The organism is Streptomyces sp. NPDC031100, assembly GCF_055570785.1.
Map to the genome: position 1 here is coordinate 516,369 of NZ_JBVIGN010000001.1, position 26,434 is coordinate 542,802.

Consider the following 26,434-nt stretch of genomic DNA (forward strand, 5'->3'; position numbering starts at 1 on the left):
ACTCCCGGGGCCACGTAGACTTCGTGCCATGGCGAGGAAGGAAACCGCGGCGGACGCCGCGAACGCAGGGCGACTGAAGCAGATCGCTCTCACGTACAAGATGACCCGCAAGGCCGACAAAAAGATCGGTCTTGTACTCGCGGCCGTCGGCATCGGCACCCTCGGTGTCTTCCTCGCGATCGGCTTCCTGATCGGCCACCCGGTCTATCTCGGCATCCTGGGCCTGCTGCTCGCCTTCCTCGCGACGGCGATCGTGTTCGGCCGCCGGGCCGAGCGAGCCGCCTTCGGCCAGATGGAGGGCCAGCCGGGCGCCGCCGCGGCCGTCCTGGACAACATCGGCCGGGGCTGGACGACGACCCCGGCGGTGGCGATGAACCGCAGCCAGGACGTGGTGCACCGCGCGGTCGGCAAGGCCGGCATCGTGCTGGTCGCCGAGGGCAACCCGAACCGGGTGAAGAGCCTGCTGGCCGCCGAGAAGAAGAAGATGAACCGCATCGTGGCGGACGTGCCGGTGCACGACGTGATCGTGGGCACGGGCGAGGGCCAGGTCGAGCTGAAGAAGCTGCGCACGACCATGCTGAAGTTCCCGCGGGTGCTGACCGGTCCCCAGGTGACCGCCACCAACGACCGGCTGCGCGCCATGGGCGACCTGATGAGCAACATGCCGCTGCCGAAGGGCCCGATGCCGAAGGGCATGCGGATGCCGAAGGGCGGCCCGAAGGCCCGCTAGGCACCCTCGACGAGAACGAGAAAGGGGGCGCCCGGATCACTCCGGGCGCCCCCTTCGTCGTACGTGGATCAGGTCCTTCGCCGTACGGGATCAGATCCTTCGTCGTACGCCGATCAGCTCCGCACTTCCACCGTCTTCGCCAGCCGGTCGTGCAGGCCGCGGCCGTCCCGGTCCCAGATCAGGGCGGGGACCGCGAGGCAGAGCAGGACCGTGCGCAGCAGGGAGCGCAGCGGGTTGACCGTGCCCGTCTCCAGGGCCACGACCCGCAGGCCGAAGAGGCGCTTGCCCGGGGTGAAGCCGAGCGTGCCGACCAGGAGGGCGCTCATCACGAAGAAGACGAGCAGCGCCCAGTTGCTGGTGGCCGGGCTGTTGCCATGCGTGATCAGGCCGTATGCGATCAACACGCACAGACCCCAGTCGACGGCCAGGGCCCCGAGGCGCCTGCCGGGCCGGGCAATCGAGTTCGGTCCCTCCTGGGGGAGGCCGAGCTTCTCGCCCCGGTACCCGAAGTCGGCACCGGCTTCTTCCATGGCCGCGCGCGGCCCGGAGAGCCACGATCCGATTGCTTGCCTGTTGTCCACCCGTCCACGGTACGCGCCCGGATTCCGGCAGGGCGCACAGGGGTGTGTCGGCGCTACGGTGGAACCGTGGCCGGTTAACTTCTGCGAAACAAACGGGTCACGCCCGAGAAATCACCCGTCCCTAGGGTCGAGGCAGCGTGTGCCACCGCACTGGCCGCACGAACGATCTACCACCCCGGCGGGACGGTCGGGAGTAGGAGGAGCTGGATGTTCCAGAACGCCGACGAGGCCAAGAAGTTCATCGCGGACGAGGACGTCAAGTTCATCGACGTCCGCTTCTGCGACCTGCCCGGCATCATGCAGCACTTCACGGTGCCGGTCGAGGCGTTCGATCCGGACGACGAGCTCGCCTTCGACGGATCCTCGATCCGCGGCTTCCAGGCCATTCACGAGTCCGACATGGCCCTGCGCGCCGACCTGTCCACCGCCCGCGTCGACCCGTTCCGCCGCGACAAGACCCTCAACATCAACTTCTTCATCCACGACCCGATCACGGGCGAGCAGTACTCCCGTGACCCGCGCAACGTGGCCAAGAAGGCCGAGGCCTACCTCGCGTCGACCGGTATCGCGGACACCGCGTACTTCGGTCCCGAGGCCGAGTTCTACGTCTTCGACAGCGTGCGCTTCAAGACGTCCGAGAACGAGTCGTTCTACCACATCGACTCCGAGGCGGGCGCCTGGAACACAGGCGCGCTCGAGGACAACCGCGGTTACAAGGTCCGCTACAAGGGCGGTTACTTCCCGGTCCCGCCGGTCGACCACTTCGCCGACCTGCGCGCCGAGATCTCCCTGGAGCTGGGCAACGCCGGCCTGCAGGTCGAGCGCCAGCACCACGAGGTGGGCACCGCCGGCCAGGCCGAGATCAACTACAAGTTCAACACGCTGCTCGCCGCCGCGGACGACCTGCAGCTGTTCAAGTACATCGTGAAGAACGTCGCCTGGCGCAATGGCAAGACGGCGACCTTCATGCCGAAGCCGATCTTCGGTGACAACGGCTCGGGCATGCACGTGCACCAGTCGCTGTGGAGCAACGGCGACCCGCTGTTCTACGACGAGGCCGGCTACGCGGGCCTGTCGGACACCGCCCGCTACTACATCGGCGGCATCCTCAAGCACGCCCCGTCGCTGCTGGCCTTCACCAACCCGACGGTGAACTCCTACCACCGTCTGGTGCCGGGCTTCGAGGCGCCGATCAACCTGGTGTACTCGCAGCGCAACCGCTCCGCCGCGATGCGTATCCCGATCACCGGCTCCAACCCGAAGGCCAAGCGCGTCGAGTTCCGCGCCCCGGACTCCTCCGGCAACCCGTACCTGGCCTTCTCCGCCCTGCTCCTCGCGGGCCTGGACGGCATCAAGAACAAGATCGAGCCGGCCGAGCCGATCGACAAGGACCTCTACGAGCTGGCTCCCGAGGAGCACGCGAACGTGGCCCAGGTCCCGACCTCGCTGCCGGCCGTCCTCGACTCGCTCGAGGCCGACCACGAGTTCCTCCTCCAGGGCGACGTCTTCACGCCGGACCTGATCGAGACGTGGATCGACTTCAAGCGCACCAACGAGATCGCCCCGCTGCAGCTGCGCCCGCACCCGCACGAGTTCGAGCTGTACTTCGACGTGTGACATGACTGCCCGGCGGTCACGACGTCGGACGACAGCATGAGGGCCGCCACCTGCGAACGCCGCAGGTGGCGGCCCTCCGCCGTGCTCAGAGCTCTGTCACACCGCCTTCTCAGCCCACAACGATCACTACGACGCCCGTGCCGAAGCCGTTGTTGAAGCCGAAACCGTTGTTGAAGCCGAAGCCGTTGTTGAAGCCGAAGCCACAGTTGTTCCACCAGCAGCCACGGTGGGTGGTGACCTGGGTCGGGGTGGCTGCCGACGCGGTACCGGCGGTGCCGATCGCCAGCCCGCTCGCCATCAGGACGCCGATGGCGGACGCGGCGGCGAGGCGCCTCGCGCGATGTGCATTCATCGATCTGCCCTCCTTCCACCCCCTCGTGCGGTCGCCTTCGAGGCACGAGACGGATGGCCACGATCCCGGAGCGCGATGCCCGGCGTGGTCGTAGGTTTGCCGCCCGAGTAGAGGAAACAGGGCTCTCAGTCCCCTGCGATACGGGGATTGCGCACGTCTGGCGCACCCTGTGGCGCGGCTCTCACCTGTAGATGCTAGCCGCCCGGCGACCGCCCAGCATCCTGACGAGATCGGCCGGGAATCGGCGGCCGTCCGTGCAACCTTCTGCGCTTCCCAGGATTCCTACTTTCGGGGGATCATCACCCTGGTTCTGTCCGACGAGAGAGGTTGAACGGGGATGACCGAACAGGACGACTGGGAGCGCGAGTTCGATCACAGGTGGGCGAACTCCGCGGAGCACAAGGAGCCCTCCGCCCGGGCCCGCATGCTCGCCGCCCGCTGGAAGGAGAACCCGCCGGACCCGGCACCGTTCCGCGCCGACCCGGAGCACGGGGCACCGCGACGGTCGTCATGGGTGTCGACGGCCGTGGTACTCGGCTGCGTGGCCGTGGTGATAGTCCTGCTGGGGTACGCGCAGCTGCGTTCTCCGTACTAGGGCCTGTCCGGCGGATCAGGTCGGAGGAAAGTAGCGGCGCCTGATCAGCGCAGGTGAGCGGGGCCTGGTGCGTCCAGCAGCAAGGCGGAGGAGGGCGGCGACGCGATGGGGGTCCCCCTGCGCGAGCGCAGGGGTGACCGGTTGCCGACCCCCAGGAAGCCTTTGCTGCCCCTAGGTCTGCTCGCGGCCTCCTCATGGGATTCCGCAGGTGCACACTGGACAGCGGGACGAGTGCCTGACTGCGGGGTGATGCAAGATGCAGAGCCGCTTCCGGAGCGATCGGCGGCTGACCGTGCGCATGACGGTCACGATGTTCCTCCTCGGGCTGCTGTACGTGGCCTTCGTCGCCGCGTTGATCGCGTTGCTGAAGTCCTGGCTGCTGGTCGTCGTCCTGGTCGGGGCGATGTTCGTGGCCCAGTTCTGGTTCTCCGACCGGATCGCGATGTTCGCCATGCACGGGCGGGTCGTGGAGCGGGAGGAGTATCCCGAGCTGCACGCGGTGGTGGACCGGCTGTGCGCGATCGCGGACATGCCCAAGCCGGTGGTCGCCGTGTCCGAGATGGACATGCCGAACGCGTTCGCGACCGGGCGCAATCCCGACCACGCCGTGGTCTGCGTGACCACGGGGCTGCTGCGGCGGCTGGAGCCCGCCGAGCTGGAGGGTGTGCTCGCGCACGAGCTGTCGCACGTGGCGCACAAGGATGTCGCGGTGATCACGATCGCGTCGTTCCTCGGCGTGATCGCCGGGCTGATCGTGCGGTTCGCCTTCTACTCGCAGCTCTTCGGCGGGGGCCGCAGGGACCAGAACACCGCCGTCGTGTTCGCCGCGGTGATGGGGGTCTCGGCGGCCGTGTACGCGATCAGCTTCCTGCTGATCCGGGCCCTGTCCCGGTACCGTGAGCTGGCGGCCGATCGGGCGGCCGCGCATCTGACCGGCCGGCCCTCGGCGCTGGCGTCCGCGCTCACCAAGGTCTCCGGGGACATCGCCCGGATCCCGACCAAGGACCTGCGCACGGCCCAGGCCTTCAACGCCTTCTACTTCACGCCGGCGACCGGCAAGGAGCCCGGCATCGAGCGGTACTTCTCCACCCACCCGCCCCTGGAGCAGCGGCTGGAGCAGCTCGGCCGGATCTCCGCGGAGCTGGGTGAGGCGGCGGCTCCCGGGAAGGCGGGCTGAGCATGGGCCTGCTGGACATCCTGCTCGGTCGTACGAAGCCCGTCGCGCCCGATCTGGACCAGCTGTTCGCGCTGCCCTCGGCGGCGGTGACCCTCCAGGCGGCGGCCGGGTTCACGCCGACCGGGGTCGGCGCGGTGTGCTTCGCCACGGTCGAGGGCGCGGCCTTCGAGCAGACCCACCGGGAGGTCCAGGCCCTGCTCGACGCGGATGCCGACCGCACCGGTCCCCCGGTGGAACTGACCCAGGACGGCTACGGCTACTCCTGGCTGGTCTCCCGGCGGTCCCCCGACCAGCTGCCCCAGCTGGTCAACGACCTGCACGCGGTGAACAGCTCGATGGAGGTCAACGGCTTCGGTCCGCAGCTGCTGTGCTCCCTCGCCGCGTTCGAGGACGAGCGGGGACGGCGGCTGGCCCTCGTCTACCTCTACAAGCGCGGCACCTTCTATCCCTTCGCGCCCCTGCCCGGCACCGCCGAACGCCGGGACAGCGCGCTGGAGTTGCAGGTGAAGGCGCAGCTCGCGAGTGACCTCAGGATCGAGCAGGACCTGAGCCGCTGGTTCCCGGTGTGGGGTGCCCCCGGCCTGTGACCGGGGGCTCCCCTGCTCACCTGCTCTTCTCGCGCTCCTGGCGCCGGGCCTCGTAGGGGCGCTCACGACGGTAGCGGCGCTCCCACTTGGCCTGGCGGTCCCGGCGCTCGCGGTACGCCCGGTAGGAGTCGGGCAGCGCGCCCGGGCCGGCCGGCGGGGGGCGCCGGGCGAGCCCCGGCCGTACTTCACGTACAGATAGAGCAGTGCGGCGGCGGCGAGCCACCAGGTGTGGTTTGCGAATCCGAGAATCACCAGGACGACGGTCCCGGTGATGACGATGCCACTCATGACGGACCTCCGTAGGGTGAGTGCGGATGGGGGACGTGTCGGCTTCGCGACGTTTGTTCAGCGTAGGGACGCCGTCACCACGCGTGCATCCCGTTTTCCGTGTGGCGCTGCGGTGAGCAACTGTTGGCCAGGTTCTTGGCCGCAGTTGGCCGATGCGTCGTCCGTACGGGTGAACGGGGCCGGTTCCCGTGATCGCGCGGGTGTTTGGAACACATGATCGGTGCTGACCGCCGAGTTCTAGGTGACCGGGGAAGGGGGATGGCTGGTGGCGCGCAGACGAGGGAAGAAGCGGGAACTGCGAGTGCTGGCGCCTCCGTTCACTGTGCCTCCGCCGTCGGGCGCACGAATCCGGGACCGGCTGCGCCTGGAGGCGTCCGATGAGAAGGTGCTGCGCCTGGTGGGCGAGCACCTCGGGCATTGTCAGCGGGCCGACTTGGCAGAGCGCGTCAGGATCGGCCAGGTCGCGGCCAAGGACACGCGGTGGGCGGAACGGAAGAAGAAGCTCACCATCGTGTCTTCCTCCCGCTGGGCCGGAGCGATGACCCGTGCCAGCGAGGATCAGTACCAGCTGTCGATGCGCTGCCTGTACGGCGAGCGGGCCGGGCTGCACCGGGCGATCCGCACCATCAGCCGCCGCTTGGCCGCCCCATGCGGCAAGCGCTCAAAGAGCGGTGTGCGCGGCTACGCCGACCAGAACGAACGGGCCCAGAAGCAGCGCCGCCTGCACGTGCTCCAGGCGCGGCTCGCCGTGGTGGAGGCACGGATCGCCGCCGGGCGCCCGTCCATCACGGTCGGCGGACGCAGCCTGGCCAGGCTGCGGCACCACCTTGCCGACGCCCGCCTGACCGAGACGGAATGGCGTCACCGCTGGGAGGCCGAGCGGCTGTTCCTGACCGCCGACGGCGAGTCCGGCGCCCAGCACGGCAACTACACGATCACCGTCGACTCGTCCGACGGCTCGGTGACCATCGTGCTGCCGGAGCCGCTGCGGCACCTGGCCAACGCCCCCCGGGGCCGCTACAAGCTGGCCTGCACCGTGGCCTTCCAGCACCGGCACGGCGAGTGGCTCGACCGGGTCAGCGCTCACCGGGCGGTGCGCTATGACATCGTCTGCGACCCGGGCAGTGGCAGGTGGTATCTGGACGCGTCCTGGTCGGCCGACAAGATGGTGTTGCCCACCCCGGACGAGCTCAAGGCCTCCGGCGCGCGGTTGCTGGGGGTCGACCTGAACGCCGACCACCTCGCCGCCTACATCCTCGATGTGCACGGCAACCCCATCGGCGAACCCCTCACGGTCCCGCTGGAGTTGACCGGCCCGACCGCCACCCGGGACGGCCGACTGCGCGGCGCGATCAGCGACCTGACCGCCCTCGCCCGCGAGCACGGCTGTGCCGGGATCGCGATCGAGGATCTTGGCTTTGCCGAGGCCCGCGCCACCGGACGGGAGACCATGGGCCGCGGCAGGCGCGGCAAACGCTTCCGCCGCACGGTGGCGGGGATCCCCACCGCCCGCTTCCGCGAACGGCTGCGCGGCATGGCGTATCACGCCGGCCTTGTGGTGGTCGCGGTCGACCCGGCCTACACCAGCCGCTGGGGCGGGCAGCACTGGACCACACCCTTGCAGGAGCAATCGAAGAAGACCAAGGTCACCCGGCACCATGCAGCCGGGGTGGCCATCGGCAGGCGCGCCCTCGGATTTGGGATTCGGCGTCGGCCAGGTGTGACCCCCGCTCACCGGAGGATGAGCGCGGGGAGAGCTACCGGCCAGGCCGTGTCCCTGCCGAGGGTGTGCGGGACCGCGAGCCCACCCAGGACAGCGGGCACGCCCACCCAGGGCGGCAAGACCCGACCGTGCCACAGTGACCAGCTCGCGCTGTTCCCCGGCCCTCAAGACCGTTCGGAGGGCCACCGGACCACACGTCCGGTTCATGGCGAGTTGGCCAACACCGGCCAAGTCCCCTAGGAACGGTGGAGACCTCGTGGGGCCCCGCCGACCTCGACGTCGCCCTCCCCCACTGCCTTAAGGGCGTGGGAGGTGCCCCCAGCTCGACGGCCCTGGCCCTGCTGCACGGTCCCGAGCAGGGGCTGGCCTTCCGGGACCGGTACGAGGAGCAGGGCGGCGCCGGGCTCGCGGACGGGCCGGACCACCTGTACTGGCGGCTGCTGGACGCCCTGGCCTACTCCCCCGACGCGGAGAAGCTGGCCGGACCGTGGCGTGAGCTGGGGCGCACGGATCTGACGCCGGAGGTGCTGGGCGGGCGGCTGGAGGCGTATGTGCGCGGGCTGTTGGAGCGGTACGGCTGAGCGGCCGGTCACACCCCCGGCTCGGCCGGCACCACCCCCGCCGCGATGGCCGCGCCGAGGGTGGCGTGGTCGGCGGCGACCTGGTCGGCGTAGGCCAGGGCGAAGTCGGCGACGGCCCGCTCGAAGGTGTCGGCGGTGCCCAGGTAGGCGGCGATGGCGATGCGGTCGCCGGAGCGGGCGTGGGCGCGGGCCAGGGTGGTGCCGCAGAGGCGGGCGTAGGCGAGCAGCCCCGCCGGGTCCATGCCGGCGACCTCGGCGGAACCCTTCATGTCGCGCAGCTGGCGCCAGTAGAAGGCGCGGCCCTGCGGTCCGTTCATCCAGCCGAGGAAGATGTCGGTGGCGGACTGCAGCAGCCGCTGCCCGGCGACCACCCGGTGCCCGGGATGGACGTACGGCCCGACCGGCAGGTGGTCCTCCAGCACCGAGTTCCGCGCCTCCTTGATCTGCAGGAACAGCGGGTCGTCGGCGTCGCGTCCGGCGAGCAGGACGATGAAGCAGCGCATGCCGACGCTGCCGACGCCAACGACCTTGCGGGCGGCGTCGGCGAAGCGGTAGCGGTCGAGGAGGTGGCGGCGCTCCTCGGACAGGGTGGAGCGGTAGTCGCTGAAGATCTTGCGCAGGGAGGCCATGTCCGGGGCGCCGGCGGGTTCGAGGAGCGGCGGGTCGTGGACGATCCGGCGCCGCCCGTCGATCACCTCCGTCAGTTTGCCGAGGGCCTGGAGGCTGGTACGGCGGCGGGCCCGGGTGAGGCTGGACTCCAGGCGGCGCCTGCGGCGGGCGGAGCGGACCAGGGGCAGCAGGCTGTCGGCGTCGGTCTGCTCGTACCAGACGGCCAGCTCGCCGAGTCCGGCCATCCGGCGTATGGCGGTGCGGTACCCGGTGCCGGCCGCGTGGGCGGCGGCCCACGCGCGGGCGGTGCTGTGGCCGTTCTCCAGGGCGGCGACGGCCACACTGGCCGCGAGCCGTTTGACGTCCCACTCGAAGGGCCCGGGAAAGGTCTCGTCGAAGTCGTTGAGGTCGAAGAGCAGGGCACGTTCCGGGGAGGCGTAGAGCCCGAAGTTGAGCAGGTGGGCGTCGCCGCACAGCTGCACGGTGAGCCCGGTGTGCGGCTGGACGGCGAGGTCGGCGGCCATCACGGCGGCGGCGCCGCGCAGGAAGGCCAGCGGCGAGGCGGCCATCCTCCCGTACCGGATCGGCAGCAGCTCGGTCAGCCGGTCCCGGCCCTGCCGCTCCAGGGTGGCGACAGGGTCTGCCCGGTCGGCCGACGGCAGCCAGCAGGCGTGTGTGGACCGGGGGACGCGCTTGCGGGCCTCCTTGCCGTGCCGGGCGCGGTCCTCGGGGCCCGAGCGCGCGACGCGGTCCTCGGGGGTGCTCATGGGGCAGCCTCTTCCTGCGGGTTCTCGTGGTTCCCGTCACCTCCTGATCGCAGTGAAAAGCCCAGGTGGGGGTGGGCGCATGCCGAGTCCGGCGAACGGGTGAAGGGGCCGGTTGTCAGTGGCGTTTGCGACCATGCAGGCAGGCATGGTGGACGACCGGGAGGCCGGGCATGGGTGACGGACGGCGGCGGCACATCGACGTGGCGGAGCGGCGGGCCCGGCTGGCCCTGCGGCACCGCCTCGCGGGTACGGCACGGGCGGCGACCCCCGAGGAGGTCGCGGCCTCGCTGGTGGCCCTGCACGGCACGGACCCGGCGACGGTGTACCTGGCGGTGGCGGCCCGGCTCACCGACCCGGCGAAGGCGGTGCCCGAGACGGAGCGGGCGCTGTACGAGGACCGCACGCTGGTCCGGATGCACGGCATGCGGCACACGGTGTTCGTGTTCCCGACCGATCTGACGGCCGTCGTCCACGCCTCGACGGGCCTGACCGTGGCCGCCCGCGAACGTGCCTCCCTGCTCAAGGACATGGCCAGGGCGGGCGCCCCGGACGCGGCCTGGCTGGCGGAGGTCGAGGCGTCCGCGCTGGCCGCGCTGACGCGCCGCGGACAGGCCACGGCGGCGGAGCTGACGGCGGACGAGCCGCGCCTGCGCGAGCAGTTCGTGTACGCGGCGGGGAAGAGCTACGAGGGCGTCCACACGGTCTCCTCCCGCCTGCTGCGCGTGCTGGGCGTCGAGGGCAAGGTGGTCCGCGGCCGCCCGCTCGGCTCCTGGACGTCCAGTCAGTTCCGTTGGGCTCCGGCGCCGGAGCATCCCGAGCTGGACGCGGCCCGGGCCCAGGCGGATCTGCTGGAGCGCTGGCTGCGAGCCTGCGGCCCGGCATCGGAGGCGGACCTGAAGTGGTGGACGGGCTGGAGAGTCACCGAGGTGCGCCGCGCCCTGTCCGCGATCGGCGCACAGGAGGTCTTGCTGGAGGAGGGCACGGGGTACGTCGTCGAGGGCGACACGGACCCGGTTCCGGCCCCGGGCGAGCCCTGGGCGGCCCTGCTCCCCGGCCTCGACCCGACGGCCATGGCCTGGCAGGAGCGCGACTGGTATCTGGCTCCCGACCTGCGCCCGCACCTTTTCGACCGCAGCGGCAACGTGGGTCCGACGGTGTGGTGGAACGGCCGGGTGGTGGGCGGCTGGGCCCAGCGGCCGGACGGGGAGATCGTCTGGCGGATCCCCGAGCCGGGCGTCCGCCGGGAGGCCGAGGCGGCGGTGGCCGCGGAGGCGGAGCGGCTGCGCGGGTGGGTGGGGGCGACGAAGGTGACGCCGCGCTTCCGGACGCCGTGGGAGCGGGAGTTGTCGGCGTGAGGACCGGGTGCCCCGCACCGGCGCAGGGCACCCGGAACCGGTTCACCGGCTGTAGCGCATGAACGCCCGCACCATGTGGCAGGTGGTGTCCGACGGCGGGTGTACGCCGATCTTCTCCGCCGTGCTGCGGATCGTGTCGTTGTGGGCCTGGTTCGGCAGGTAGATCCCCAGGTCGAGCAGGGCTATGGCGAGGCGCATGGCCTTCAGACGCCGGTTGTGCATGACGTACCACTCGCGCGGCCGTCCGGCCGGCAGCGGTCGCTTGTCCGTCGGCGCGTAGGGCGAGTCGAGCCGGACGGCACGCTTGGCGGTGGACTGGGTCGGCAACGGCTTGGACTTCAGGGCGGCAGCGGGCACAGGCATCCTCCTGTCGCGGTCGGGCACCCACCGGAACGCCCCGGCGATGCCCTCGAACACTGCCTCCAGTCTACTGCCGACCACTGACAACGAGGAGTGTGCCGAGGTGAGCAAACAGCCAGGTGAACAAGGGAATTGGCGCCGCGTCACGACAGGTCCGCGAGGTGCGCATGGGGCGACAGAAATTCGAACAGAACCGCTTCGGGGTAATGCGCTTGTCGGCCCTTGCGGTCCGTCGTTACCGTGCCGGAGTGGATCTCTTCTCACGCTCGTGGACGGCGTTGCGCACGGCGGTGGCCGACCTCCCGGACGAGGACTTCGAGCGGCCGTCCGGCTGCAGGGGATGGCTCGTGCGGGACCTGGTGTGCCACCTGGTCATCGACGCCCAGGACGTCCTGATCACCCTGGTCACGCCCGCCGGGACCGAGCCGACCGCGGACGCGGTCACCTACTGGGATCTCCTCGACGCACCCCCGACCGGCGAAAACCCGCTCGACGCCCTGATCCCCCGGCTGGCCGCGGCCTACGGCGAGCCCCGGTGGCTCAAGTTCCACCTGGAGGACGTCGGTTCCGCCGCGGGCCGCGCCGCCGAACTCGCCGATCCCGCGGGCCGCGTCAGCACCCAGGACAAGGTGCTGACCATCGGCGACTACCTGTCCGCGTACGTCCTCGAATGGACCCTGCACCACCTGGACCTGGTCGCGCACCTGCCGTCGGCCACCGAGCCGCCCGCCGAGACCCTCGCGGCGGCACGCGCGCAGCTGGAGAAGATCGCCGGGGCCCCGTTCCCCGCTTCCTTCTCCGACCGGGACGCGCTGCTGGTCGGCACCGGACGGCGCACGCCGACCGACGCGGAGCGGGCCGCGCTGGGCGGCTTCGCCGCGCGGCTGCCGCTCATCCTCGGCTGAGCAGGGGGAAGGCTGGTTTCGCGTACCGTGGGCCGCATGGAGATCTGGATCAACCCGGCCTGCTCGAAGTGCCGCAGCGCGCTCAGCCTCCTCGATGCCGAGGGGGCCGACTACACCGTCCGCCGCTATCTGGAGGACGTGCCGAGCGAGGACGAGATCAGGGCCGTACTCGACCGGCTCGGCCTCGAACCGTGGGACATCACCCGCACCCAGGAGGCCGCCGCCAAGGAGCTGGGGCTCAAGGAGTGGGCGCGGGACGCGACCGCGCGGGACCGGTGGATCACGGCCCTCGCCGAGCACCCCAAGCTCATCCAGCGCCCGATCATCACCGCCGACGACGGAACCGCCCTGGTGGGCCGCACCGAGGAGGCCGTGCAGGAGGCGCTCTCCCGAAGGAAGAGCTGAGCGGGGCTCAACTCCGCTGTGACACAGGTTACTTCGGCGAACTCCGGCAACCGCTGAGTAACCTCGTTCGGCATCTCGTACATAGCGACGTACGCTCCCCTACCTCTTCAGGAGGCGCGCATGTCGCGCAGGAGAACTCTCGGCACGAAGAAGAAGCTCGCGCTGCTCGTCAGCGCCGCGGCGGTGGCGGGCGGCGGAGCCTTCGCGCTGGCGACCACCTCGAACGCCGCGCAGAGCCCGCAGAACGCCAAGACGCTGTCCGCCGGGAACTCGACCGTGTGCCAGGGGCTGGCCACGGCCCACGGCAACAACGACAAGTTCATCGCGGACCAGAAGGCGAAACCGGACGCGCAGTCGGCGGCCCGGATCGCCAACCGCGAGGCGGTCATCCAGCAGATCGAGGTCCAGCAGAAGGCGGCCGGCTGCACGGTTGGGGAGTCGGCTCAGGGCTCCCAGGCGGCGCAGAACGGCAACGCCCAGCAGGGCACTGGTCAGCAGGGCAACGGTCAGCAGGCCGGCCAGCAGGGCAACGCTCAGCAGGGCGCGCAGCCCGCACAGACCGGCGCCGCGGGGAACAACGGCGGCGGCGCTGCCGCGGCCTCCGGCCAGCAGGTGTGCAAGGGCTCGACGGTCACGCTCTCCGGCGAGGGCGGCGCCCCGGCCGCGTCCAGTAGCCAGTTCCCGGCGGGGACGACCCTGAAGGTCACCAACCTGGACAACAACAAGTCCACGACGGTGAAGGTCACCTCGGTCTCCGGCAGCTGCGTCCTGCTCAACAACGCGGCCTTCGAACAGGTCCGGGAGCCGGGCAAGTTCCTCATCCGCCGCGCGGTGATCGAGAAGGTGGGGTGAGGCTCAGCCGCCCGACAGGAAGTCGGTGAGGCGGCGGGTCAGCGCGGCGGGTGCCGCCTGCGGCAGCGCGTGGTGCGAGACCTCCGGCAGTACGCCGGTCTCCACGTGCGGCAGCACGGCCGCCGCCCGGCCCGCCACCTCGGTGGGGTCATGGGTTCTGCTGTTCGCGGCCACGAGCAGCAGGACCGGCACGTCCAGGGCGCGCAGCGCGTCCGGCGCCGGGCGCGGGCCCGTCACCGGCTTCACGGACGGAAAGCCCGCGGCCGCCTCCTGGAGGGCGAGCCAGTCGGGATCCAAGGAGGCCGCTCCCCCGGTCTCCCACTCCAGGAAGGCGCGGACCCGGCGGGGCGAGGGCCGCAGCAGCATCGGCAGGGCATGGAGCAGGTACGCCGCCTTGTATCCGGCGAAGCACTGGGTCGGATCCAGGAGGAACAGGCGGCGTACCCGGGCGGGTGTGCACAGGGCGTAGTGCAGGGCGATCCAGGCGCCGTAGGAGTGTCCGCCCAGGTCGGCATCGGCCACGCCGAGGCCGTCCAGGAGGGCGTCCAGCCAGGCGGCCAGGTCGGCGACCGTACGGGGGTGGCGGTCGGCGGCCGGGGCGCTCAGGCCGGGGGCGCCGATCAGGTCGGGGGCGTAGATGCGGCGGATCCGGGCCAACTCCGTGAGCCGGCCGTACCAGGACACCGAGGTCTCTCCGCCGCCGCCCGGCAGCAGGAGCAGCGGGGGCGCGTCCCGCGGGCCGCAGGCGTTGACCCGGGTGGCGCCGAAGGGCGTGGCGACCGTCAGCGCCTCCCGCCCGGCAGGCCATTTCGCCAGGACCTTGTCGTACGCAACCCGGAAGACCTCACCGTCGTATCCGGCCATGAGACCGCCCCCTATTATCTCGTCCAGCAAGATATTCGCTCGGCGAGATAATAACCTCGGAGGCCTCGCGTGCAGCCCGAAATGGAGATCGTCCACCTGCTGCGTGCCGTCGCCGTCGAACTCGGCCTGCACAGCGCCCGGTTCGCGGACCGGAACGGCATGCACCCCACGGACGTACGCGCCCTGATCGCGCTGATGGACGCGCGGCGGGCGGGCGAGGAGACGACCGCCGGGCGGCTCGGGGCCGCGCTCGGGCTCAACTCGGCGGGGACGACGGCGTTGCTCGACCGGCTGGAGCGGGCAGGCCATGTGCGGCGGGTGCGCGGGGAGGCCGACCGGCGCAAGGTCGTCGTGGAGGTGACCGACGGCGCCGTGGCACTCGGCTGGTCCTTCTTCGGGCCGCTGATCGAGCGGTCGGTGGAGCTGCTGCGCGGCTACGACGACCAACAGCGGGCAGCCATCCGGGGCTTCCTCGACGGGGTTCGGCAAGCCGCGGCGGAGGGCTCCCATACCCCGCCCGACGGCACCTCACAATGTGCGCCGTGACACAGAATCACCAGGTAACACGGGGTTCACACACGAGCAATGGACGGGAAATCGCCTGTTGACAGGCTGCGCGGCAGATCGACGCGGCGCCCCGGTGCCGCAGCGCCGCAGCACCCGCACCGAGTGCGCCCGACCCACCCCCGAAGGATGTGGCCCCGTGACCTTCAAGGCTGAGTACATCTGGATCGACGGCACCCAGCCGACGGCCAAGCTTCGTTCCAAGACGAAGATCATCACGGGTGCTCCGGCCGGTCTCGACGCGCTGCCGATCTGGGGCTTCGACGGCTCCTCCACCAACCAGGCCGAGGGCCACTCCTCGGACCGCGTGCTCAAGCCGGTCTTCACCTGCCCGGACCCGATCCGCGGCGGCGACGACATCCTGGTGCTGTGCGAGGTCCTCGACATCGACATGACCCCGCACTCGTCCAACACGCGTGCCGCGCTCGCCGAGGTCGCCGAGCAGTTCGCCGCGCAGGAGCCCATCTTCGGCATCGAGCAGGAGTACACCTTCTTCGACGGCGCCCGCCCGCTGGGCTTCCCCGAGGGCGGCTTCCCGGCCCCGCAGGGCGGCTACTACTGCGGTGTCGGCGCCGACGAGATCTTCGGCCGCGAGATCGTCGAGGCCCACCTGGAGAACTGCCTGAAGGCGGGCCTCGGCATCTCCGGCATCAACGCCGAGGTCATGCCGGGCCAGTGGGAGTTCCAGGTCGGCCCGCTCGCCCCGCTGGAGGTCTCCGACCAGCTGTGGGTGGCCCGCTGGCTGCTGTACCGCACCGCCGAGGACTTCGGCATCTCCGCGACCCTGGACCCGAAGCCGGTCAAGGGCGACTGGAACGGCGCGGGCGCGCACACCAACTTCTCCACCAAGGCGATGCGCGAGGGCTACGACGCGATCATCACCGCCTGCGAGTCCCTCGGTGAGGGCTCCAAGCCGCTGGACCACGTCAAGAACTACGGCGCCGGCATCGACGACCGCCTGACGGGCCTGCACGAGACCGCCCCCTGGGACAAGTACTCCTACGGCGTCTCCGACCGCGGTGCCTCGGTCCGTATCCCGTGGCAGGTCGAGAAGGACGGCAAGGGCTACATCGAGGACCGCCGCCCGAACGCCAACGTCGACCCGTACGTGGTGACCCGCCTGCTGGTGGACACCTGCTGCTCCGCCCTGGAGAAGGCCGGCCAGGTCTGATCCACGCCCGACGGCTCCCGAAGGGGCGTCCACCTCCAAGGTGGGCGCCCCTTCGCGTTGTCCACACTGTGGGACGCCGATTCGGACAAGCCGTCCGAGCAGTGAGAGGAGACTCCTGCCCAGGTGTCTCATCTGCTTCAATGGGTCCATGGCCAGCCTCCGGAAGTACCGCGCTACGGGTCGCCATGACCTGGAGCCCTTCTGGCCTTCCCGTCAGCACCACGACTTCGACCGGGTGTGTTGTCGCGCGATGAACGCGCGGGCCCTCTAAAGCCGTACACCCCGGCCTTCGGCCAGCGCGCACGACGTACGTCCCCAGACGACCCTCTCGCGCGAAAGAGCTGACCTCTCATGGCGACCACGACCACTCGTTCTCTGTCCTCCGTCCCTGTCACCTCCCCTGCCCGGCACCGACTGCGCGCCGTCGACCCCGACGAGGTGATCGACGTCGCGGAGTTCCTGCCGCCGGGCGCCACCTGGCTGCCCGCGCCCCAGCACACCCTGCCCAGGCTGCCGGGGCAGCCGCCGATGGTCGGATACCTCGTCCTCATCCCGGCCGACCGCCCGCACGCCGTGCCGGCCGACCGCCCCGGCGACACCGGCGACCCCCTCGTCCGCATCGACACCGTGCAGCGCACCGCCTCGGTCGACGGCCGCGAACTCGACCTCACCTACCTGGAGTTCGAGCTGCTCGCCCATCTGGTGGCCCACCCGCACCGGGTGCACACCCGCGACCAGCTGGTCACCACGGTGTGGGGGTACGGCCACGTCGGTGACGGCCGCACCGTCGACGTCCACATCGCCCGGCTGCGGCGCAAGCTGGGCGTCGAGCACCGCGGGACGATCCAGACCGTGCGCCGGGTCGGCTACAAGTACACACCGCCGACGGGGCGTTGACCCGGGCTGTCTGCCGACGGCAGACAGCCCTTCCCTCCCGGGCCCGTACCGGGCACGCTCCCCGGTATGAGACTTCTCGTGCTGGGCGGTACGGAGTTCGTGGGGCGGGCCGTCGTGGAGGCCGCGCTCGGGCGCGGCTGGGAGGTGACCGTCTTCCACCGGGGACGACACCGGCCTCCCGAGGGGGTGCGGTCGCTGCACGGCGACCGCACTGCCGCCGACGGCCTGGCCGCCCTCGCCGCGGACGACAACACCTGGGACGCCGTGGTCGACACCTGGTCGGCCGCGCCGCGCGCCGTACACGAGGCGGCACGGCTGCTGCGGGGCCGTGCCGGACGGTACGTGTACGTCTCCAGCCGGTCGGTGTACTCCTGGCCCTGGCCCCCGGGAGCCGGCGAGGACACTCCGCTGGTCGAGGGCGCCGCCGCCGACGCGGAGGCGACCGACTACGCGCGCGACAAACGGGGCGGTGAGCTGGCCGCCGTCGAGGCCTTCGGCACGGAGTGCTCGCTGCTGGTGCGGGCCGGGCTGATCCTCGGCCCGTACGAGAACGTCGGCAGGCTCCCCTGGTGGCTGACCCGGATCGCCCGCGGCGGCCCGGTCCTGGCACCCGGGCCGCACGATCTGCCGGTGCAGTACATCGACGTGCGCGACCTCGCCGACTGGCTCACCGGGGCGGTGGAACAGAAGCTGAGCGGGCCGTACAACCTGGTGAGCCCGCCGGGCCACACCACGATGGGTGAGCTGCTGCGGGCGTGCGTCGACGTCACCGGCGCGGGGGCCGAACTGCGCTGGACCGACCCGGAGGTGATCCTGGACGCCGGGATCGAGCCATGGACCGAGCTGCCGGTGTGGGTGCCGCCGGACGGCGAGATGTACGACGCGGTGCACCGCGCGGACGTGTCCCGTGCCCTGGCCACGGGACTGGTGTGCCGGTCGGCCGGCGAGACCGTCGCGGACACCTGGCGGTGGCTGACGGAGATCGGCGGCACCGCGCCGCAGCGCCCGGACCGGACGGCCAAGGGCCTGGCCCCGGAGGCGGAGGCGAAGGTGTTGGCCGGGGGCGGGGGTTCGGAGCTGCCGCCACTCGATCGAACTCAAGTGTGTTGCAGCGAGCATGAGTGAGTACCGCCTGCCGGCGCCGTGTCGGGTGCACCCCTGAGGCTGGTCGCTCCGTGTCTACATCACACCGCCTCTCAGAACACGATCGAGCGCTGCCCGGCCTGCGGGTCCCCATGTCGGCTTGCCGCCAGGAAGACCCCGGTCTCCGTTCTGGCCCATAAGCATGAGGAACAGGCTTTTCAGAGCAGCCAGCCCGCGGGCGCGCCGGATCGTCGCCTCGTCCGCAAGCGCGTACACGTCGAAGAAGCGTGAGGCGGCGTCTGCGGGAAGGACCACCCATGCGGCCGCGAGGTCCCACGCCGGATCGCCGGCGAACATGTCACCGAAGTCGATCACACCCGAGAGCGTCCCATCCGAAACGACGACATTCGCGGGATGAAGGTCACCGTGCACCCATACCGGCGGGCCCTCCCACTCGGGTGCCGCTACGGCATCGTCCCAGACGGACCGGACTTCGTCGGCGATGCTGCCGGGTGCAACGGCTTGAAGGAAGTGGTCGAAGCCGTCCGTGTACTTCTTGGGGTGAGCGCCGCGGTCCGAACTGGTCGGCGCATCGACGGGCGCCTCCACATGGAGCGCCCTGAGGAAGCCCGCAAGAGTGTCGGCCGCATGGTTGCCGCGGCTGATCGAGGTGTAGTCCAGTGGCTCGCCGGAAACCCACGTCATGATGGTCCAGGGCTTCGGGAAGCGCGCGGACGGTTCACCGATCCGCACAGGGTTCGGGACCGGGAGCGGCAGGCGGGGGGCCAGGACGGGCAGCCATCGGCGCTCCTTACGCTGGAGATCCGGGGCACGTTCTGTACGCGGCATACGCACGGCCAACTTGTCCCCGAGGCGCCACTGTTGGTTGTCCCATCCGCCGACTACTTCGCGGATGGCCAGCCCTGCAAGGTCCGGATGCTGCTCCTGCAGAAGGTCGTGGACCAAGTCTGCGGTGATCTCAATCTCAGCGTCGGTCACGCGAAGCCACAGTACTGCTGCGCGAACGCGCCCTGAACACCGAGGAAGGGCTCAAGGCCGCCCGCTCCAACCTTCGCTTCCAGGACCGTCGCGTCGCCGACCTCGAAGCCCGCATCGCCGACCCGGGATCAGCGACCTGATCGCGTCCTACTGCACAGGGTTTTCAGGGAGTATCCAGCTCACGCTGAAGAAGCTCGACGACTTCCCGGAGTTCCGCCGAGTACCAGGAGAGCTGGCGCTCGAATTGACTGCGAATGGGAGGACTCGATTGGTACATGGATCGCACAAGCGACTCCCAGGCAATGCGGTTCTTGGGGCTCACGTTGTGGGACTGTTCCGCAATCTCCTGGAAGTAGATGCAGTAGAGCTCGGCGAGTGAGGCGATTCTGCTGGCGTCTGGGTGATCAGGAAGAGCTGGGGTGTTGTCGAAGAAGAAAGGTCGCAGGTGAGGGTGTTCGATGAGGGTCAGCTTGATCTGGACACCGATGTCATAGGTGGCGCGACGGGCGGATGACCGGAGTCCTTCTGCGAGGTGCCGCAGTTGCACGATGACTGCGGCGAGACCGACGAGTGCGGCCGCGCTTCCGACGGCTGCAGCGAGCGCTTCTACCTTGTCTGTCCACTGCACAGTGCATCGCCCCCGTGTGCTCTTGTTGCTCCCCAAACGCGAAACACCTTGCGGCCCGTCCACCGTCCCCGTGGACGGGCCGTCGCGCAAGACCACCCTGACGAGCTGCAGCAACAGCCCCAACTCGCCGTCACGGACATGCCCTGACCACGCTGCTGCACCACACCCGACGGTGCGGGGCCGCGGCGATCGCGATCGAGGACCTCGACTGCACCGACAGCAGGACACGCGAGAAGTACGGCCGCAACAAACGCTTCCGCCGCCTCATCTCCCGCTTCCCCACGACACGGCTGAAGTCCCGGTTGACAGCGATGGCCGCCGAGCAGGGTGTTGCGGTCGTCGCGGTGGACCCGGCCTACACCTCGAAGTGGGGCGCCCAGCACTGGCAGCAACCCCTCACCAGCACTACTCGCAACCCCGTCAGTCTTTGGAAACGGTGGTGCCAGCCACACCCCCCAGACGTGGGCTTGACCCCAGTGACCGGGACCAACGAGTCGGCGAGACTTTCCGCATGAACACCGAAACGAAGAACGGCCGGGCCCGTGCGCGAGCCCGAGAGGTCGTGCTGGCCGCCGTACAGGGACTCACGCTGGCGGTGTCCGTACTGCCCCTTTCCGTGCTGTTCCTCGTCCTGACCCTCGTCTCCCTCGCGCTCATCCCGATCGGCGTCGGCCTCGTCACGACCCCGGCGATCCTGACCGCGGTGCGGGCGCTGGCGGACAAGCGCCGGGAACTGGCGGCCGAGTGGTGCGGGGTACGGATCCCGTCGGCCTACCGGCCGATCCCCGAGGGCGCCAACCCCTGGACGCGCACCTTCGCCCTGCTGCGGGACCCGCAGGTCCACCGGGACCTGCTGTGGCTGCCGGTGGACATGACGGCCGGGTTCGTCACGGCCCTGCTGCCGGCCGTGCTGTTCTTCTACCCCTTCGAGGGGTTCGCGGTGGCGGCCGGGCTGTGGCGGGTGCTCGCGGACGGCCAGACCTACTGGTACGGCTTCGTGCCGGTCAGCAACCAGCCGACCGCGCTCGGCGCCGCCGCCACCGCCGCGGTCCTCCTGGTCGCCGCCTACCGCCTCACCCCGCGCCTGCTGACGGTCCACTTCCGGCTCACCCGGGCCGTCCTCGCCACCGAGCAGGGCGAACTCGCCGAACGGGTACGGGTGCTGACCGAGACCCGGCGCGACGCCGTGGACACCTCGGCCGCCGAACTGCGCCGCATCGAGCGGGACCTGCACGACGGGGCGCAGGCCCGGCTGGTCGCGATGGGCATGGACCTCGGCACGATCGAGATGCTGCTGGACAAGGACCCGGCGCAGGCGAAGAAGCTCCTCTCCCAGGCCCGCCGGAACTCCGTGGAAGCCCTGGAGGAACTGCGCGACCTGGTCCGCGGCATCCACCCGCCGGTGCTGGCCGAACGCGGGCTCGGGGACGCCGTACGGGCGCTGGCGCTGCGGCTGCCGCTGCCCAGCGAGGTGAACGTGGAGCTGCCCGGCCGCGCGGACGCGCCCGTCGAGTCCGCCGCCTACTTCGCGGTCAGCGAGGTGCTCACCAACGCCGTCAAGCACTCCGGCGCCGACCGGGTCTGGGTGGACCTGCACCACGCCGACGGCACGCTGCGGATCACGGTCACCGACAACGGCGGGGGCGGCGCCGCGATCGGCGCGGGCTCGGGGCTCGCCGGCGTCGAGCGCCGACTGGGTACATTCGACGGCGTCCTGGCCGTCAGCAGTCCCGCGGGCGGTCCCACCCTGGTGACGATGGAGATCCCGTGCGCGTTGTCCTAGCCGAAGACCTCTTCCTGCTGCGCGACGGACTGGTCCGGCTGCTGGAGGCCTACGGCTTCGAGATCGCGGCCGCCGTCGAGTCGGGGCCCGAACTCACCCGCGCACTCGCCGAGTTGCAGCCCGACGTCGCCGTGGTCGACGTACGCCTGCCGCCCACGCACACCGACGAGGGCCTGCAGTGCGCGCTGCGGGCCCGGCGGGAGCGGCCCGGGCTGCCGGTGCTGGTCCTCTCCCAGCACGTGGAGCAGCTGTACGCGCGCGAGCTGCTCGCCGACGGCAGCGGCGGGGTGGGCTATCTGCTCAAGGACCGGGTCTTCGACGCCGATCAGTTCGTGGACGCGGTACGACGGGTCGCCGCGGGCGGTACGGCGATGGACCCGCAGGTGATCCAGCAGCTGCTGTCGCGGCGGGCGGCCGACGACCGGCCGCTCGGCAACCTCACCCCGCGGGAGCGGGAGGTGCTGGAGCTGATGGCGCAGGGCCGGTCGAACGCGGCGATCGCCGCGCAGCTGGTGGTGACGGAACGGGCCATCGGCAAGCACACCTCCAACATCTTCACCAAACTGGGCCTCGAGGTGTCGGACGACGACAATCGTCGCGTTCTGGCGGTGCTCGCCTATCTCGACCGCGACCGCTGAACCTCCCGGTCAACTTCCGCTGCTCAGCGGGCATTTGAGGCCTGTGGGCGGCGTATTCCTCTGATTAATTTGTGAGGCGGCTGAACACCTCTGGGGCGGCGTCCGTATGGAAGGGCGCCGCTTCACTCCTGTCGGGCGCCTCGATGCTGCCCCGCAAGGAAGTCAGAGGAGTTCCATGGGACGCAACACACGAAAACGCCGTACGCCGCTGGCCACCAAGGCCATTGCCGCATCGGCGGCCCTAGCGCTCGGTGGGGGCGGGCTGATCTGGGCGAACTTCTACGCCTCGGCGCACGAGTCGAACAACCAAGCGTGGGGAGGCAACCAGACCAAGGCCTCGACGGCGCAGGTCGCGACGATCTCCTGCCCGGACGTCGGCCAGAAGCTGACGAACGTGCCGAACGCAGCCCGCCAGGGCGTGGCGACGGAGCTGGCGAACCTCGACCGGCAGATCACCGAGGCCTACAACCGGCTCGCCTCCACCCGGCAGTCGCAGACGAACGATCCGAGCTTCGTGCAGAACGCGATCGTCGGTCCCCTCAAGGAGAAGCGGGCCGCGACGATCGACCGGATCAGGATCGACATCCAGCGGGTCGGCGGTTCCGTCAACAACTGGCTGAGCCAGCTCGCCGCCTGTACGACGCAGACCGCCAACCAGACCACGGCCGGCGGGCAGCAGCAGAACGGCGGCCAGCAGCAGAACACCGGTGGTCAGCAGCAGAACACGGGTGGCCAGCAGCAGAACGGCGGGCAGCAGCAGGGCGGCGCCGGGCAGCAGCAGAACATCGGCGGGCAGGCCGGCAACGGCCCGGTCGCGGCCGACTTCGTGGACATCACGAAGGTCGCGCCGAACGTCCAGGGCAAGCCGGCCAGGACCGGCAACGCCTCGACCGGTACGTTCACCACGCGCTGCGGTGTGAACGCGAACAAGAACCACAACACCGACAACGTGATCGTGGCGCCCGGCGTGGCCAACGGCGCGCACCACCTGCACGACTACGTCGGCAACCAGAAGGTCAACGCGTTCTCCAGCAACCAGACGTTCCTGCAGGGCGGCACCAGCTGCCAGAACAAGAACGACCTGTCGTCGTACTACTGGCCGGTGGTCCGTATCCAGGACGGCTCGCAGGACTTCGACCAGAACAACGACGGCGGTGGCAAGGAGGGCAACGTCGGCAAGATCCTGACGCCGGTCTCGGCGCAGATCAAGTACGTCGGCAGCCCTGCGAGCAAGGTCGTCGCGATGCCGCAGTTCCTGCGGATCATCACCGGTGACGCCAAGACCACCACCAACGGTCTGGCCAACGCCAACGCCCACTGGAGCTGCACCGGCTTCGAGAACAAGGTGCAGCTGACGACGCAGTACCCGATCTGCCCGCAGGGCAGCAAGGTGGTGCGTACGTTCGCCTTCCAGAGCTGCTGGGACGGCCAGAACATCGACAGCGCCAACCACCGCACGCACGTGGCCTTCGCCGACCCGGCGAGCGGTGTCTGCGGGAACGGCTTCAAGGCGATCCCGCAGCTGAAGATGCGCCTGGTGTACGACATCACCCCGCCGACCATCCAGAACGGCCAGGTGAAGAACGCCTACGCGGTGGACGGCTTCCCGGAGCAGCTCCACAAGGCGGCCACCGACCACGACGACTTCATCAGCGTCACGACCGGCGGCCTGGCGAACAAGATCGCGAACTGCATCAACAGCGGCCAGCGGTGCGCGTAGTGAACACCCCCTAGGAAAGCGGGCGGTGGGAATCTCCCACCGCCCGCTTTTCTTCTGCTCCGAACAGGTCAGCCGCTGTGGGCGTGGTGGTTCGCACCCACTTCGACGTCGCCGCCGAGCGTGCCGCGCAGCGCCTTGACGACGCCGTCGTCGCCGACGGCGACCCACTTGCGGCCGACGAGGTAGTAACCGCCGTAGTCCTTGGCGTCGTTGATCCACTCGCGCTGGCCGCGGTCGGTGGCGAAGGTGGCGAGGACGAACTTCCCGTCGCCGTTGCGGCACAGGGCCTGGCGGATCTCGTCGGCGTCGGTCTGCATGTTCGGCTTGCACTTCACCTCGGCGGCCAGGCTCTCCAGGCTGCCCGTGGCGGCCGGCGGCACCGCCTTCGTGCCGCCGCTCGCACCACAGCCCGCCAGCGTCAGTGCCGCCGCGGCGCCGATCATCAGTCGCGTCAACCTCATCCGTTCCTCCGGTCCCGATGGGCCAAGCATGCCCCAGTCCTCTCGGATACGGCTCCGGGACGCGGTCCGCTCAAATCCGCCGCCCTCTCGGGCACAGGTGTGCGACGCGCCGGAGGCGGAGGCGGACACGCCGGTGACCAACCAACGGTTCGCTCGTTTTCCCGGACGTGCAGTCACAGGATGTAGCCCAGCTTCAAGCACCCTCCTCCTCCGGAGCCGCCGGCCCGGTGGTCAGCCTCGCGCAGGCCGAGGCCGCGCTCGTCGAGCACTACCCCCGGCTGGTCCGGCTCGCCTACCTCGTACTGCCACCGGGCCTCGGCCGCAGCCGCCGGGTGCTGACGGCACACGCCCTGACCCAGCGCGCCCTGCCCCGGGGCCGCAAGCCGGCGTCCGTGATCCCGGCCCAGGCCTCGGGCCGGGAGGACGACCCCGGGTACGCCTACGTCCGCCTCCAGGTCCTGCGCACGGCGCTGGAGGCGGCCGCTCCCCGCAAGGGCCTGTCGAGGCTCGCACAGCTGCCGCCGCTGCTCCCCCAGGTGTGGGGCCTGCGCCTGTTCCCGCGCTCCGGCGGCGCCGACGAACTCGCCCTGGACCAGCGGCTGTCCGCCCTGTCCGGCCCGGCCCGCGCCGCGTACGTGCTGCGCGGCCTGGAGCAACTGCCCGACGAGGACGTCCACGGCGTCCTGGAGTCCGCCGGGGCCGAGGACGCCGGGTCCGCGCTGGCGGAGGCCAACGGGGTGCCCGCGCAGGACACGCTGCTCTCCGCCCCCGAGTTCGACCCCTGCTCGCTGCAGGCTCGGCCCACGGATCTGATGCGCCGCCGCCAGCACGCCAAGGCGGCGCTCGCCGCGGCGGCCGCGCTCGCGGTGTGCGGGGCGCTGGTGGCCCTGCCGGGCGGCGGCTGGGGCCCGGACGGCGCGGCCGCGCCCCTGTACGCGCAGAACGCGGCCGCCGAGGCCGCTCTCGACCCGGGCCGGCTGACCCGGGCGGCCCCGACGGCATGGCAGTCCGCCGCCCGCACCGACTTCTCCGTGTGGCCCGCGCGCGGCCCGCTCACCCACGACAAGGCTCTGCTGCGCCGCGCCCTCGCCGTCTGGGCCCGCCCCGGGGAGACGGTCCGGGTCTCGGCCACCCCCGGCACGCAGACCGGTGGCCCGGCCGGCCCGCCCCAGCTGCTGTACGCGGGCGAGGTCGACAACGCGCGCGTGGTGATCCTCTACGACGGCCTGCGCATCGCCCGCTACGCCGAGCCCAAGGAGGGCACCGCGGGCGCCGCCCTGGACTTCGCGCGCGTCGACGGCGCGACCGGCGCGGAGGCGAGCGCGCTGGTGCTCGGCCGCTCCGACAGCAACGTCCGCTATCTGACCGCCCCGTGGGTGACGAAGGCCGCCGCGCGGGACCTGATGAAGCCGGACGCCGCCGCGGCGCCCCTCACCGTGACCGACGGCATCACCGCACCGCTGACCAGCCCCGCCCTGCAGACCGGCAGCTGCACCTCGTGGAACGTGCTCCAGCTGACCGATGCCTCCGGCACCCGGCTCGCCACGGACCTCGGTGAGCTGGTCCCGGCCCACCTCACCGCCGGACGCCCCGGCGCCCCTGGTGAGGCGGTCGGCGCGGACGGGCTGCGTGCCTGGGCACCGTTCGCCTGCTCGCTGGCCGCGGAGCGCTCGGCAGGTGTGCGCAGCGTCAACGCCTGGGGGTTCGCCAACCAGCCGCTGCCGGACGCGAGCGGTGAGGGTCAGTGGGTGTGCACCAGGGCGGAGACCTGGCACGGCGACGGCACGGCCGCGCTGGCCCAGTTCCGGACGCCGGGCGGTGCGGTCGGGGCGGTCGTGGCCAGGGGCACCGATGTGCCGGCCTGCGGTCCGCGCGACCCGCAGGTCCTGGCCGGGGTGCTGTGGAAGTCCCGGGCCGGGACCTGGTACCTGCTGGCCGCGGGCGGCCCGGACACCGCGTCGATCCGGACCAGCGGAGGCGTCACCGCGTCGGGGCAGGGGCCGCTGCTTGCGACCCGGGCCAAGCAGGGGGCACAGGCCGATCTGCAGGGGAAGCTGAAGGACGGGCGGCAGATCAGCGGGCTCCACTGATCGACGACTAGCTGACATCGGCGTCAACAAGGTGCTGCACGGGGGTTCTCAG

General features: G+C 70.9%; 26 protein-coding genes and 3 pseudogenes. 20 read left to right on the plus strand and 9 right to left on the minus strand.

Annotated elements, in window-relative coordinates; translation table 11 throughout:
* Positions 1 to 28 precede the first annotated feature (28 nt).
* The gene (locus tag ACZ5DS_RS02360; protein ID WP_468233117.1) at positions 29 to 730 is read left to right on the plus strand and encodes a DUF4191 domain-containing protein; all 702 of its coding nucleotides are present in this window, start codon (positions 29 to 31) and stop codon (positions 728 to 730) included.
* A gap of 113 nt (positions 731 to 843) precedes the next feature.
* On the opposite strand, the gene ACZ5DS_RS02365 is transcribed toward ACZ5DS_RS02360, so the two are convergent.
* A complete protein-coding gene (locus ACZ5DS_RS02365; protein WP_468233119.1) occupies positions 844 to 1,311 on the minus strand; it encodes an RDD family protein in 468 nt (155 codons plus the stop codon).
* A 207-nt stretch (positions 1,312 to 1,518) separates the two neighbouring features.
* Between ACZ5DS_RS02365 and glnA the strand changes: the two genes are divergently transcribed.
* A complete protein-coding gene (glnA, locus tag ACZ5DS_RS02370; protein WP_468233120.1) occupies positions 1,519 to 2,928 on the plus strand; it encodes a type I glutamate--ammonia ligase in 1,410 nt (469 codons plus the stop codon).
* A 109-nt stretch (positions 2,929 to 3,037) separates the two neighbouring features.
* Here glnA and ACZ5DS_RS02375 read toward each other — a convergent pair whose 3' ends face one another.
* On the minus strand, positions 3,038 to 3,280 hold the full coding sequence (locus ACZ5DS_RS02375; protein ID WP_468233121.1) for a hypothetical protein: 243 nt from the start codon (positions 3,278 to 3,280) through the stop codon (positions 3,038 to 3,040).
* Positions 3,281 to 3,617: 337 nt separating this feature from the next.
* Between ACZ5DS_RS02375 and ACZ5DS_RS02380 the strand changes: the two genes are divergently transcribed.
* The 3 genes from ACZ5DS_RS02380 (at position 3,618) to pspAB (ending at position 5,639) form a co-directional block, all read left to right on the plus strand.
* Complete coding sequence (locus tag ACZ5DS_RS02380) at positions 3,618 to 3,875, plus strand: SCO2583/SCO2584 N-terminal domain-containing protein (RefSeq protein WP_468233123.1); 258 nt, start codon at positions 3,618 to 3,620, stop codon at positions 3,873 to 3,875.
* 256 nt (positions 3,876 to 4,131) lie between these two features.
* On the plus strand, positions 4,132 to 5,052 hold the full coding sequence (gene htpX / locus ACZ5DS_RS02385; RefSeq protein WP_468233124.1) for a zinc metalloprotease HtpX: 921 nt from the start codon (positions 4,132 to 4,134) through the stop codon (positions 5,050 to 5,052).
* Positions 5,053 to 5,054: 2 nt separating this feature from the next.
* Entirely contained in the window at positions 5,055 to 5,639 is a 585-nt protein-coding gene (gene pspAB / locus ACZ5DS_RS02390; protein WP_468233126.1) for a PspA-associated protein PspAB, read from the plus strand.
* Positions 5,640 to 5,655: 16 nt separating this feature from the next.
* On the opposite strand, the pseudogene ACZ5DS_RS02395 reads toward pspAB, so the two are convergent.
* A pseudogene (locus ACZ5DS_RS02395) lies at positions 5,656 to 5,927 on the minus strand (hypothetical protein).
* A 265-nt stretch (positions 5,928 to 6,192) separates the two neighbouring features.
* On the opposite strand from ACZ5DS_RS02395, the gene ACZ5DS_RS02400 reads away from it, so the two are divergent.
* Together ACZ5DS_RS02400 and ACZ5DS_RS02405 are read left to right on the plus strand one after the other, a co-directional pair.
* The gene (locus tag ACZ5DS_RS02400) at positions 6,193 to 7,890 is read left to right on the plus strand and encodes an early set domain-containing protein (protein WP_468233127.1); all 1,698 of its coding nucleotides are present in this window, start codon (positions 6,193 to 6,195) and stop codon (positions 7,888 to 7,890) included.
* A gap of 5 nt (positions 7,891 to 7,895) precedes the next feature.
* Positions 7,896 to 8,231, plus strand: a pseudogene (locus ACZ5DS_RS02405) (aminoglycoside phosphotransferase); the annotation flags it as partial.
* Between the two features lie 8 nt (positions 8,232 to 8,239).
* Here the strand turns inward: ACZ5DS_RS02405 and ACZ5DS_RS02410 are convergent.
* A complete protein-coding gene (locus tag ACZ5DS_RS02410) occupies positions 8,240 to 9,607 on the minus strand; it encodes a DUF2252 domain-containing protein (RefSeq protein ID WP_468233129.1) in 1,368 nt (455 codons plus the stop codon).
* Positions 9,608 to 9,777: 170 nt separating this feature from the next.
* Here ACZ5DS_RS02410 and ACZ5DS_RS02415 point away from each other — a divergent pair, with 170 nt between their 5' ends.
* Positions 9,778 to 10,962, plus strand: a complete 1,185-nt coding sequence (locus ACZ5DS_RS02415; RefSeq protein ID WP_468233131.1) for a winged helix DNA-binding domain-containing protein — start codon at positions 9,778 to 9,780, stop codon at positions 10,960 to 10,962.
* A 42-nt stretch (positions 10,963 to 11,004) separates the two neighbouring features.
* Here ACZ5DS_RS02415 and ACZ5DS_RS02420 read toward each other — a convergent pair whose 3' ends face one another.
* Positions 11,005 to 11,319, minus strand: coding sequence for a hypothetical protein (locus ACZ5DS_RS02420; protein WP_468233132.1), 315 nt, complete (start codon positions 11,317 to 11,319; stop codon positions 11,005 to 11,007).
* Positions 11,320 to 11,570: 251 nt separating this feature from the next.
* Between ACZ5DS_RS02420 and ACZ5DS_RS02425 the strand changes: the two genes are divergently transcribed.
* The 3 genes from ACZ5DS_RS02425 to ACZ5DS_RS02435 all read left to right on the plus strand — a co-directional run bounded on the left by ACZ5DS_RS02425 (position 11,571) and on the right by ACZ5DS_RS02435 (position 13,484).
* Entirely contained in the window at positions 11,571 to 12,227 is a 657-nt protein-coding gene (locus ACZ5DS_RS02425; protein WP_468233134.1) for a maleylpyruvate isomerase N-terminal domain-containing protein, read from the plus strand.
* A 36-nt stretch (positions 12,228 to 12,263) separates the two neighbouring features.
* The gene (locus ACZ5DS_RS02430) at positions 12,264 to 12,632 is read left to right on the plus strand and encodes an arsenate reductase family protein (RefSeq protein ID WP_468233136.1); all 369 of its coding nucleotides are present in this window, start codon (positions 12,264 to 12,266) and stop codon (positions 12,630 to 12,632) included.
* A 120-nt stretch (positions 12,633 to 12,752) separates the two neighbouring features.
* Positions 12,753 to 13,484: a hypothetical protein gene (locus ACZ5DS_RS02435; protein ID WP_468233138.1), complete on the plus strand. Its 732-nt coding sequence runs from the start codon at positions 12,753 to 12,755 to the stop codon at positions 13,482 to 13,484.
* A 3-nt stretch (positions 13,485 to 13,487) separates the two neighbouring features.
* Here the strand turns inward: ACZ5DS_RS02435 and ACZ5DS_RS02440 are convergent, their stop codons facing one another.
* Positions 13,488 to 14,348, minus strand: a complete 861-nt coding sequence (locus ACZ5DS_RS02440) for an alpha/beta fold hydrolase (protein ID WP_468233139.1) — start codon at positions 14,346 to 14,348, stop codon at positions 13,488 to 13,490.
* A gap of 81 nt (positions 14,349 to 14,429) precedes the next feature.
* Here ACZ5DS_RS02440 and ACZ5DS_RS02445 point away from each other — a divergent pair, with 81 nt between their 5' ends.
* The 4 genes from ACZ5DS_RS02445 (at position 14,430) to ACZ5DS_RS02460 (ending at position 18,105) form a co-directional block, all read left to right on the plus strand.
* Positions 14,430 to 14,894, plus strand: coding sequence for a MarR family winged helix-turn-helix transcriptional regulator (locus ACZ5DS_RS02445; protein WP_468233866.1), 465 nt, complete (start codon positions 14,430 to 14,432; stop codon positions 14,892 to 14,894).
* A 157-nt stretch (positions 14,895 to 15,051) separates the two neighbouring features.
* Positions 15,052 to 16,083, plus strand: coding sequence for a glutamine synthetase (gene glnII / locus ACZ5DS_RS02450; RefSeq protein WP_468233140.1), 1,032 nt, complete (start codon positions 15,052 to 15,054; stop codon positions 16,081 to 16,083).
* A gap of 351 nt (positions 16,084 to 16,434) precedes the next feature.
* Complete coding sequence (locus tag ACZ5DS_RS02455) at positions 16,435 to 16,980, plus strand: winged helix-turn-helix domain-containing protein (protein ID WP_468233142.1); 546 nt, start codon at positions 16,435 to 16,437, stop codon at positions 16,978 to 16,980.
* Between the two features lie 66 nt (positions 16,981 to 17,046).
* Positions 17,047 to 18,105 (plus strand): NAD-dependent epimerase/dehydratase family protein, encoded by a 1,059-nt coding sequence (locus ACZ5DS_RS02460; protein ID WP_468233144.1) that lies wholly within the window; start codon positions 17,047 to 17,049, stop codon positions 18,103 to 18,105.
* Positions 18,106 to 18,159: 54 nt separating this feature from the next.
* On the opposite strand, the gene ACZ5DS_RS02465 is transcribed toward ACZ5DS_RS02460, so the two are convergent.
* Positions 18,160 to 19,062 (minus strand): aminoglycoside phosphotransferase family protein, encoded by a 903-nt coding sequence (locus tag ACZ5DS_RS02465; RefSeq protein WP_468233146.1) that lies wholly within the window; start codon positions 19,060 to 19,062, stop codon positions 18,160 to 18,162.
* A 163-nt stretch (positions 19,063 to 19,225) separates the two neighbouring features.
* Positions 19,226 to 19,690 (minus strand): hypothetical protein, encoded by a 465-nt coding sequence (locus ACZ5DS_RS02470; RefSeq protein ID WP_468233147.1) that lies wholly within the window; start codon positions 19,688 to 19,690, stop codon positions 19,226 to 19,228.
* Positions 19,691 to 19,827: 137 nt separating this feature from the next.
* On the opposite strand from ACZ5DS_RS02470, the pseudogene ACZ5DS_RS02475 reads away from it, so the two are divergent.
* From ACZ5DS_RS02475 to ACZ5DS_RS02490, 4 genes and pseudogenes are all read left to right on the plus strand, one after another.
* Positions 19,828 to 20,205: pseudogene (locus ACZ5DS_RS02475) on the plus strand (IS200/IS605 family accessory protein TnpB-related protein); the annotation flags it as partial.
* On the plus strand, positions 20,202 to 21,473 hold the full coding sequence (locus ACZ5DS_RS02480; RefSeq protein ID WP_468233148.1) for a sensor histidine kinase: 1,272 nt from the start codon (positions 20,202 to 20,204) through the stop codon (positions 21,471 to 21,473). The pseudogene ACZ5DS_RS02475 and the gene ACZ5DS_RS02480, both read left to right, overlap by 4 nt.
* The gene (locus ACZ5DS_RS02485; RefSeq protein WP_468233149.1) at positions 21,458 to 22,111 is read left to right on the plus strand and encodes a response regulator transcription factor; all 654 of its coding nucleotides are present in this window, start codon (positions 21,458 to 21,460) and stop codon (positions 22,109 to 22,111) included. Before ACZ5DS_RS02480 ends, ACZ5DS_RS02485 begins: the two co-directional genes overlap by 16 nt.
* A 175-nt stretch (positions 22,112 to 22,286) precedes the next feature.
* A complete protein-coding gene (locus tag ACZ5DS_RS02490) occupies positions 22,287 to 23,831 on the plus strand; it encodes a DUF1996 domain-containing protein (protein WP_468233150.1) in 1,545 nt (514 codons plus the stop codon).
* A 68-nt stretch (positions 23,832 to 23,899) separates the two neighbouring features.
* Here ACZ5DS_RS02490 and ACZ5DS_RS02495 read toward each other — a convergent pair whose 3' ends face one another.
* Positions 23,900 to 24,292 carry a hypothetical protein gene (locus ACZ5DS_RS02495; protein WP_468233151.1) on the minus strand — a complete coding sequence of 131 codons (393 nt, stop codon included), beginning with the start codon at positions 24,290 to 24,292 and terminating at the stop codon, positions 23,900 to 23,902.
* 167 nt (positions 24,293 to 24,459) lie between these two features.
* On the opposite strand from ACZ5DS_RS02495, the gene ACZ5DS_RS02500 reads away from it, so the two are divergent.
* Complete coding sequence (locus ACZ5DS_RS02500; protein ID WP_468233152.1) at positions 24,460 to 26,382, plus strand: hypothetical protein; 1,923 nt, start codon at positions 24,460 to 24,462, stop codon at positions 26,380 to 26,382.
* The last annotated feature ends 52 nt before the right edge of the window (positions 26,383 to 26,434 follow it).

What these genes read in the sequence shown, in the direction of transcription:
- ACZ5DS_RS02360 (WP_468233117.1), top strand. Translation starts at nt 29, where the DNA reads ATGGCGAGGAAGGAAACCGCGGCGGACGCCGCGAACGCAGGGCGACTG.
- glnA (WP_468233120.1), top strand. Translation starts at nt 1,519, where the DNA reads ATGTTCCAGAACGCCGACGAGGCCAAGAAGTTCATCGCGGACGAGGAC.
- ACZ5DS_RS02375 (WP_468233121.1), bottom strand. Translation starts at nt 3,280, where the DNA reads ATGAATGCACATCGCGCGAGGCGCCTCGCCGCCGCGTCCGCCATCGGC.
- ACZ5DS_RS02380 (WP_468233123.1), top strand. Translation starts at nt 3,618, where the DNA reads ATGACCGAACAGGACGACTGGGAGCGCGAGTTCGATCACAGGTGGGCG.
- htpX (WP_468233124.1), top strand. Translation starts at nt 4,132, where the DNA reads ATGCAGAGCCGCTTCCGGAGCGATCGGCGGCTGACCGTGCGCATGACG.
- pspAB (WP_468233126.1), top strand. Translation starts at nt 5,055, where the DNA reads ATGGGCCTGCTGGACATCCTGCTCGGTCGTACGAAGCCCGTCGCGCCC.
- ACZ5DS_RS02410 (WP_468233129.1), bottom strand. Translation starts at nt 9,607, where the DNA reads ATGAGCACCCCCGAGGACCGCGTCGCGCGCTCGGGCCCCGAGGACCGC.
- ACZ5DS_RS02415 (WP_468233131.1), top strand. Translation starts at nt 9,778, where the DNA reads ATGGGTGACGGACGGCGGCGGCACATCGACGTGGCGGAGCGGCGGGCC.
- ACZ5DS_RS02430 (WP_468233136.1), top strand. Translation starts at nt 12,264, where the DNA reads ATGGAGATCTGGATCAACCCGGCCTGCTCGAAGTGCCGCAGCGCGCTC.
- ACZ5DS_RS02435 (WP_468233138.1), top strand. Translation starts at nt 12,753, where the DNA reads ATGTCGCGCAGGAGAACTCTCGGCACGAAGAAGAAGCTCGCGCTGCTC.
- ACZ5DS_RS02440 (WP_468233139.1), bottom strand. Translation starts at nt 14,348, where the DNA reads ATGGCCGGATACGACGGTGAGGTCTTCCGGGTTGCGTACGACAAGGTC.
- ACZ5DS_RS02445 (WP_468233866.1), top strand. Translation starts at nt 14,430, where the DNA reads ATGGAGATCGTCCACCTGCTGCGTGCCGTCGCCGTCGAACTCGGCCTG.
- ACZ5DS_RS02455 (WP_468233142.1), top strand. Translation starts at nt 16,435, where the DNA reads ATGGCGACCACGACCACTCGTTCTCTGTCCTCCGTCCCTGTCACCTCC.
- ACZ5DS_RS02460 (WP_468233144.1), top strand. Translation starts at nt 17,047, where the DNA reads ATGAGACTTCTCGTGCTGGGCGGTACGGAGTTCGTGGGGCGGGCCGTC.
- ACZ5DS_RS02480 (WP_468233148.1), top strand. Translation starts at nt 20,202, where the DNA reads ATGAACACCGAAACGAAGAACGGCCGGGCCCGTGCGCGAGCCCGAGAG.
- ACZ5DS_RS02490 (WP_468233150.1), top strand. Translation starts at nt 22,287, where the DNA reads ATGGGACGCAACACACGAAAACGCCGTACGCCGCTGGCCACCAAGGCC.
- ACZ5DS_RS02495 (WP_468233151.1), bottom strand. Translation starts at nt 24,292, where the DNA reads ATGAGGTTGACGCGACTGATGATCGGCGCCGCGGCGGCACTGACGCTG.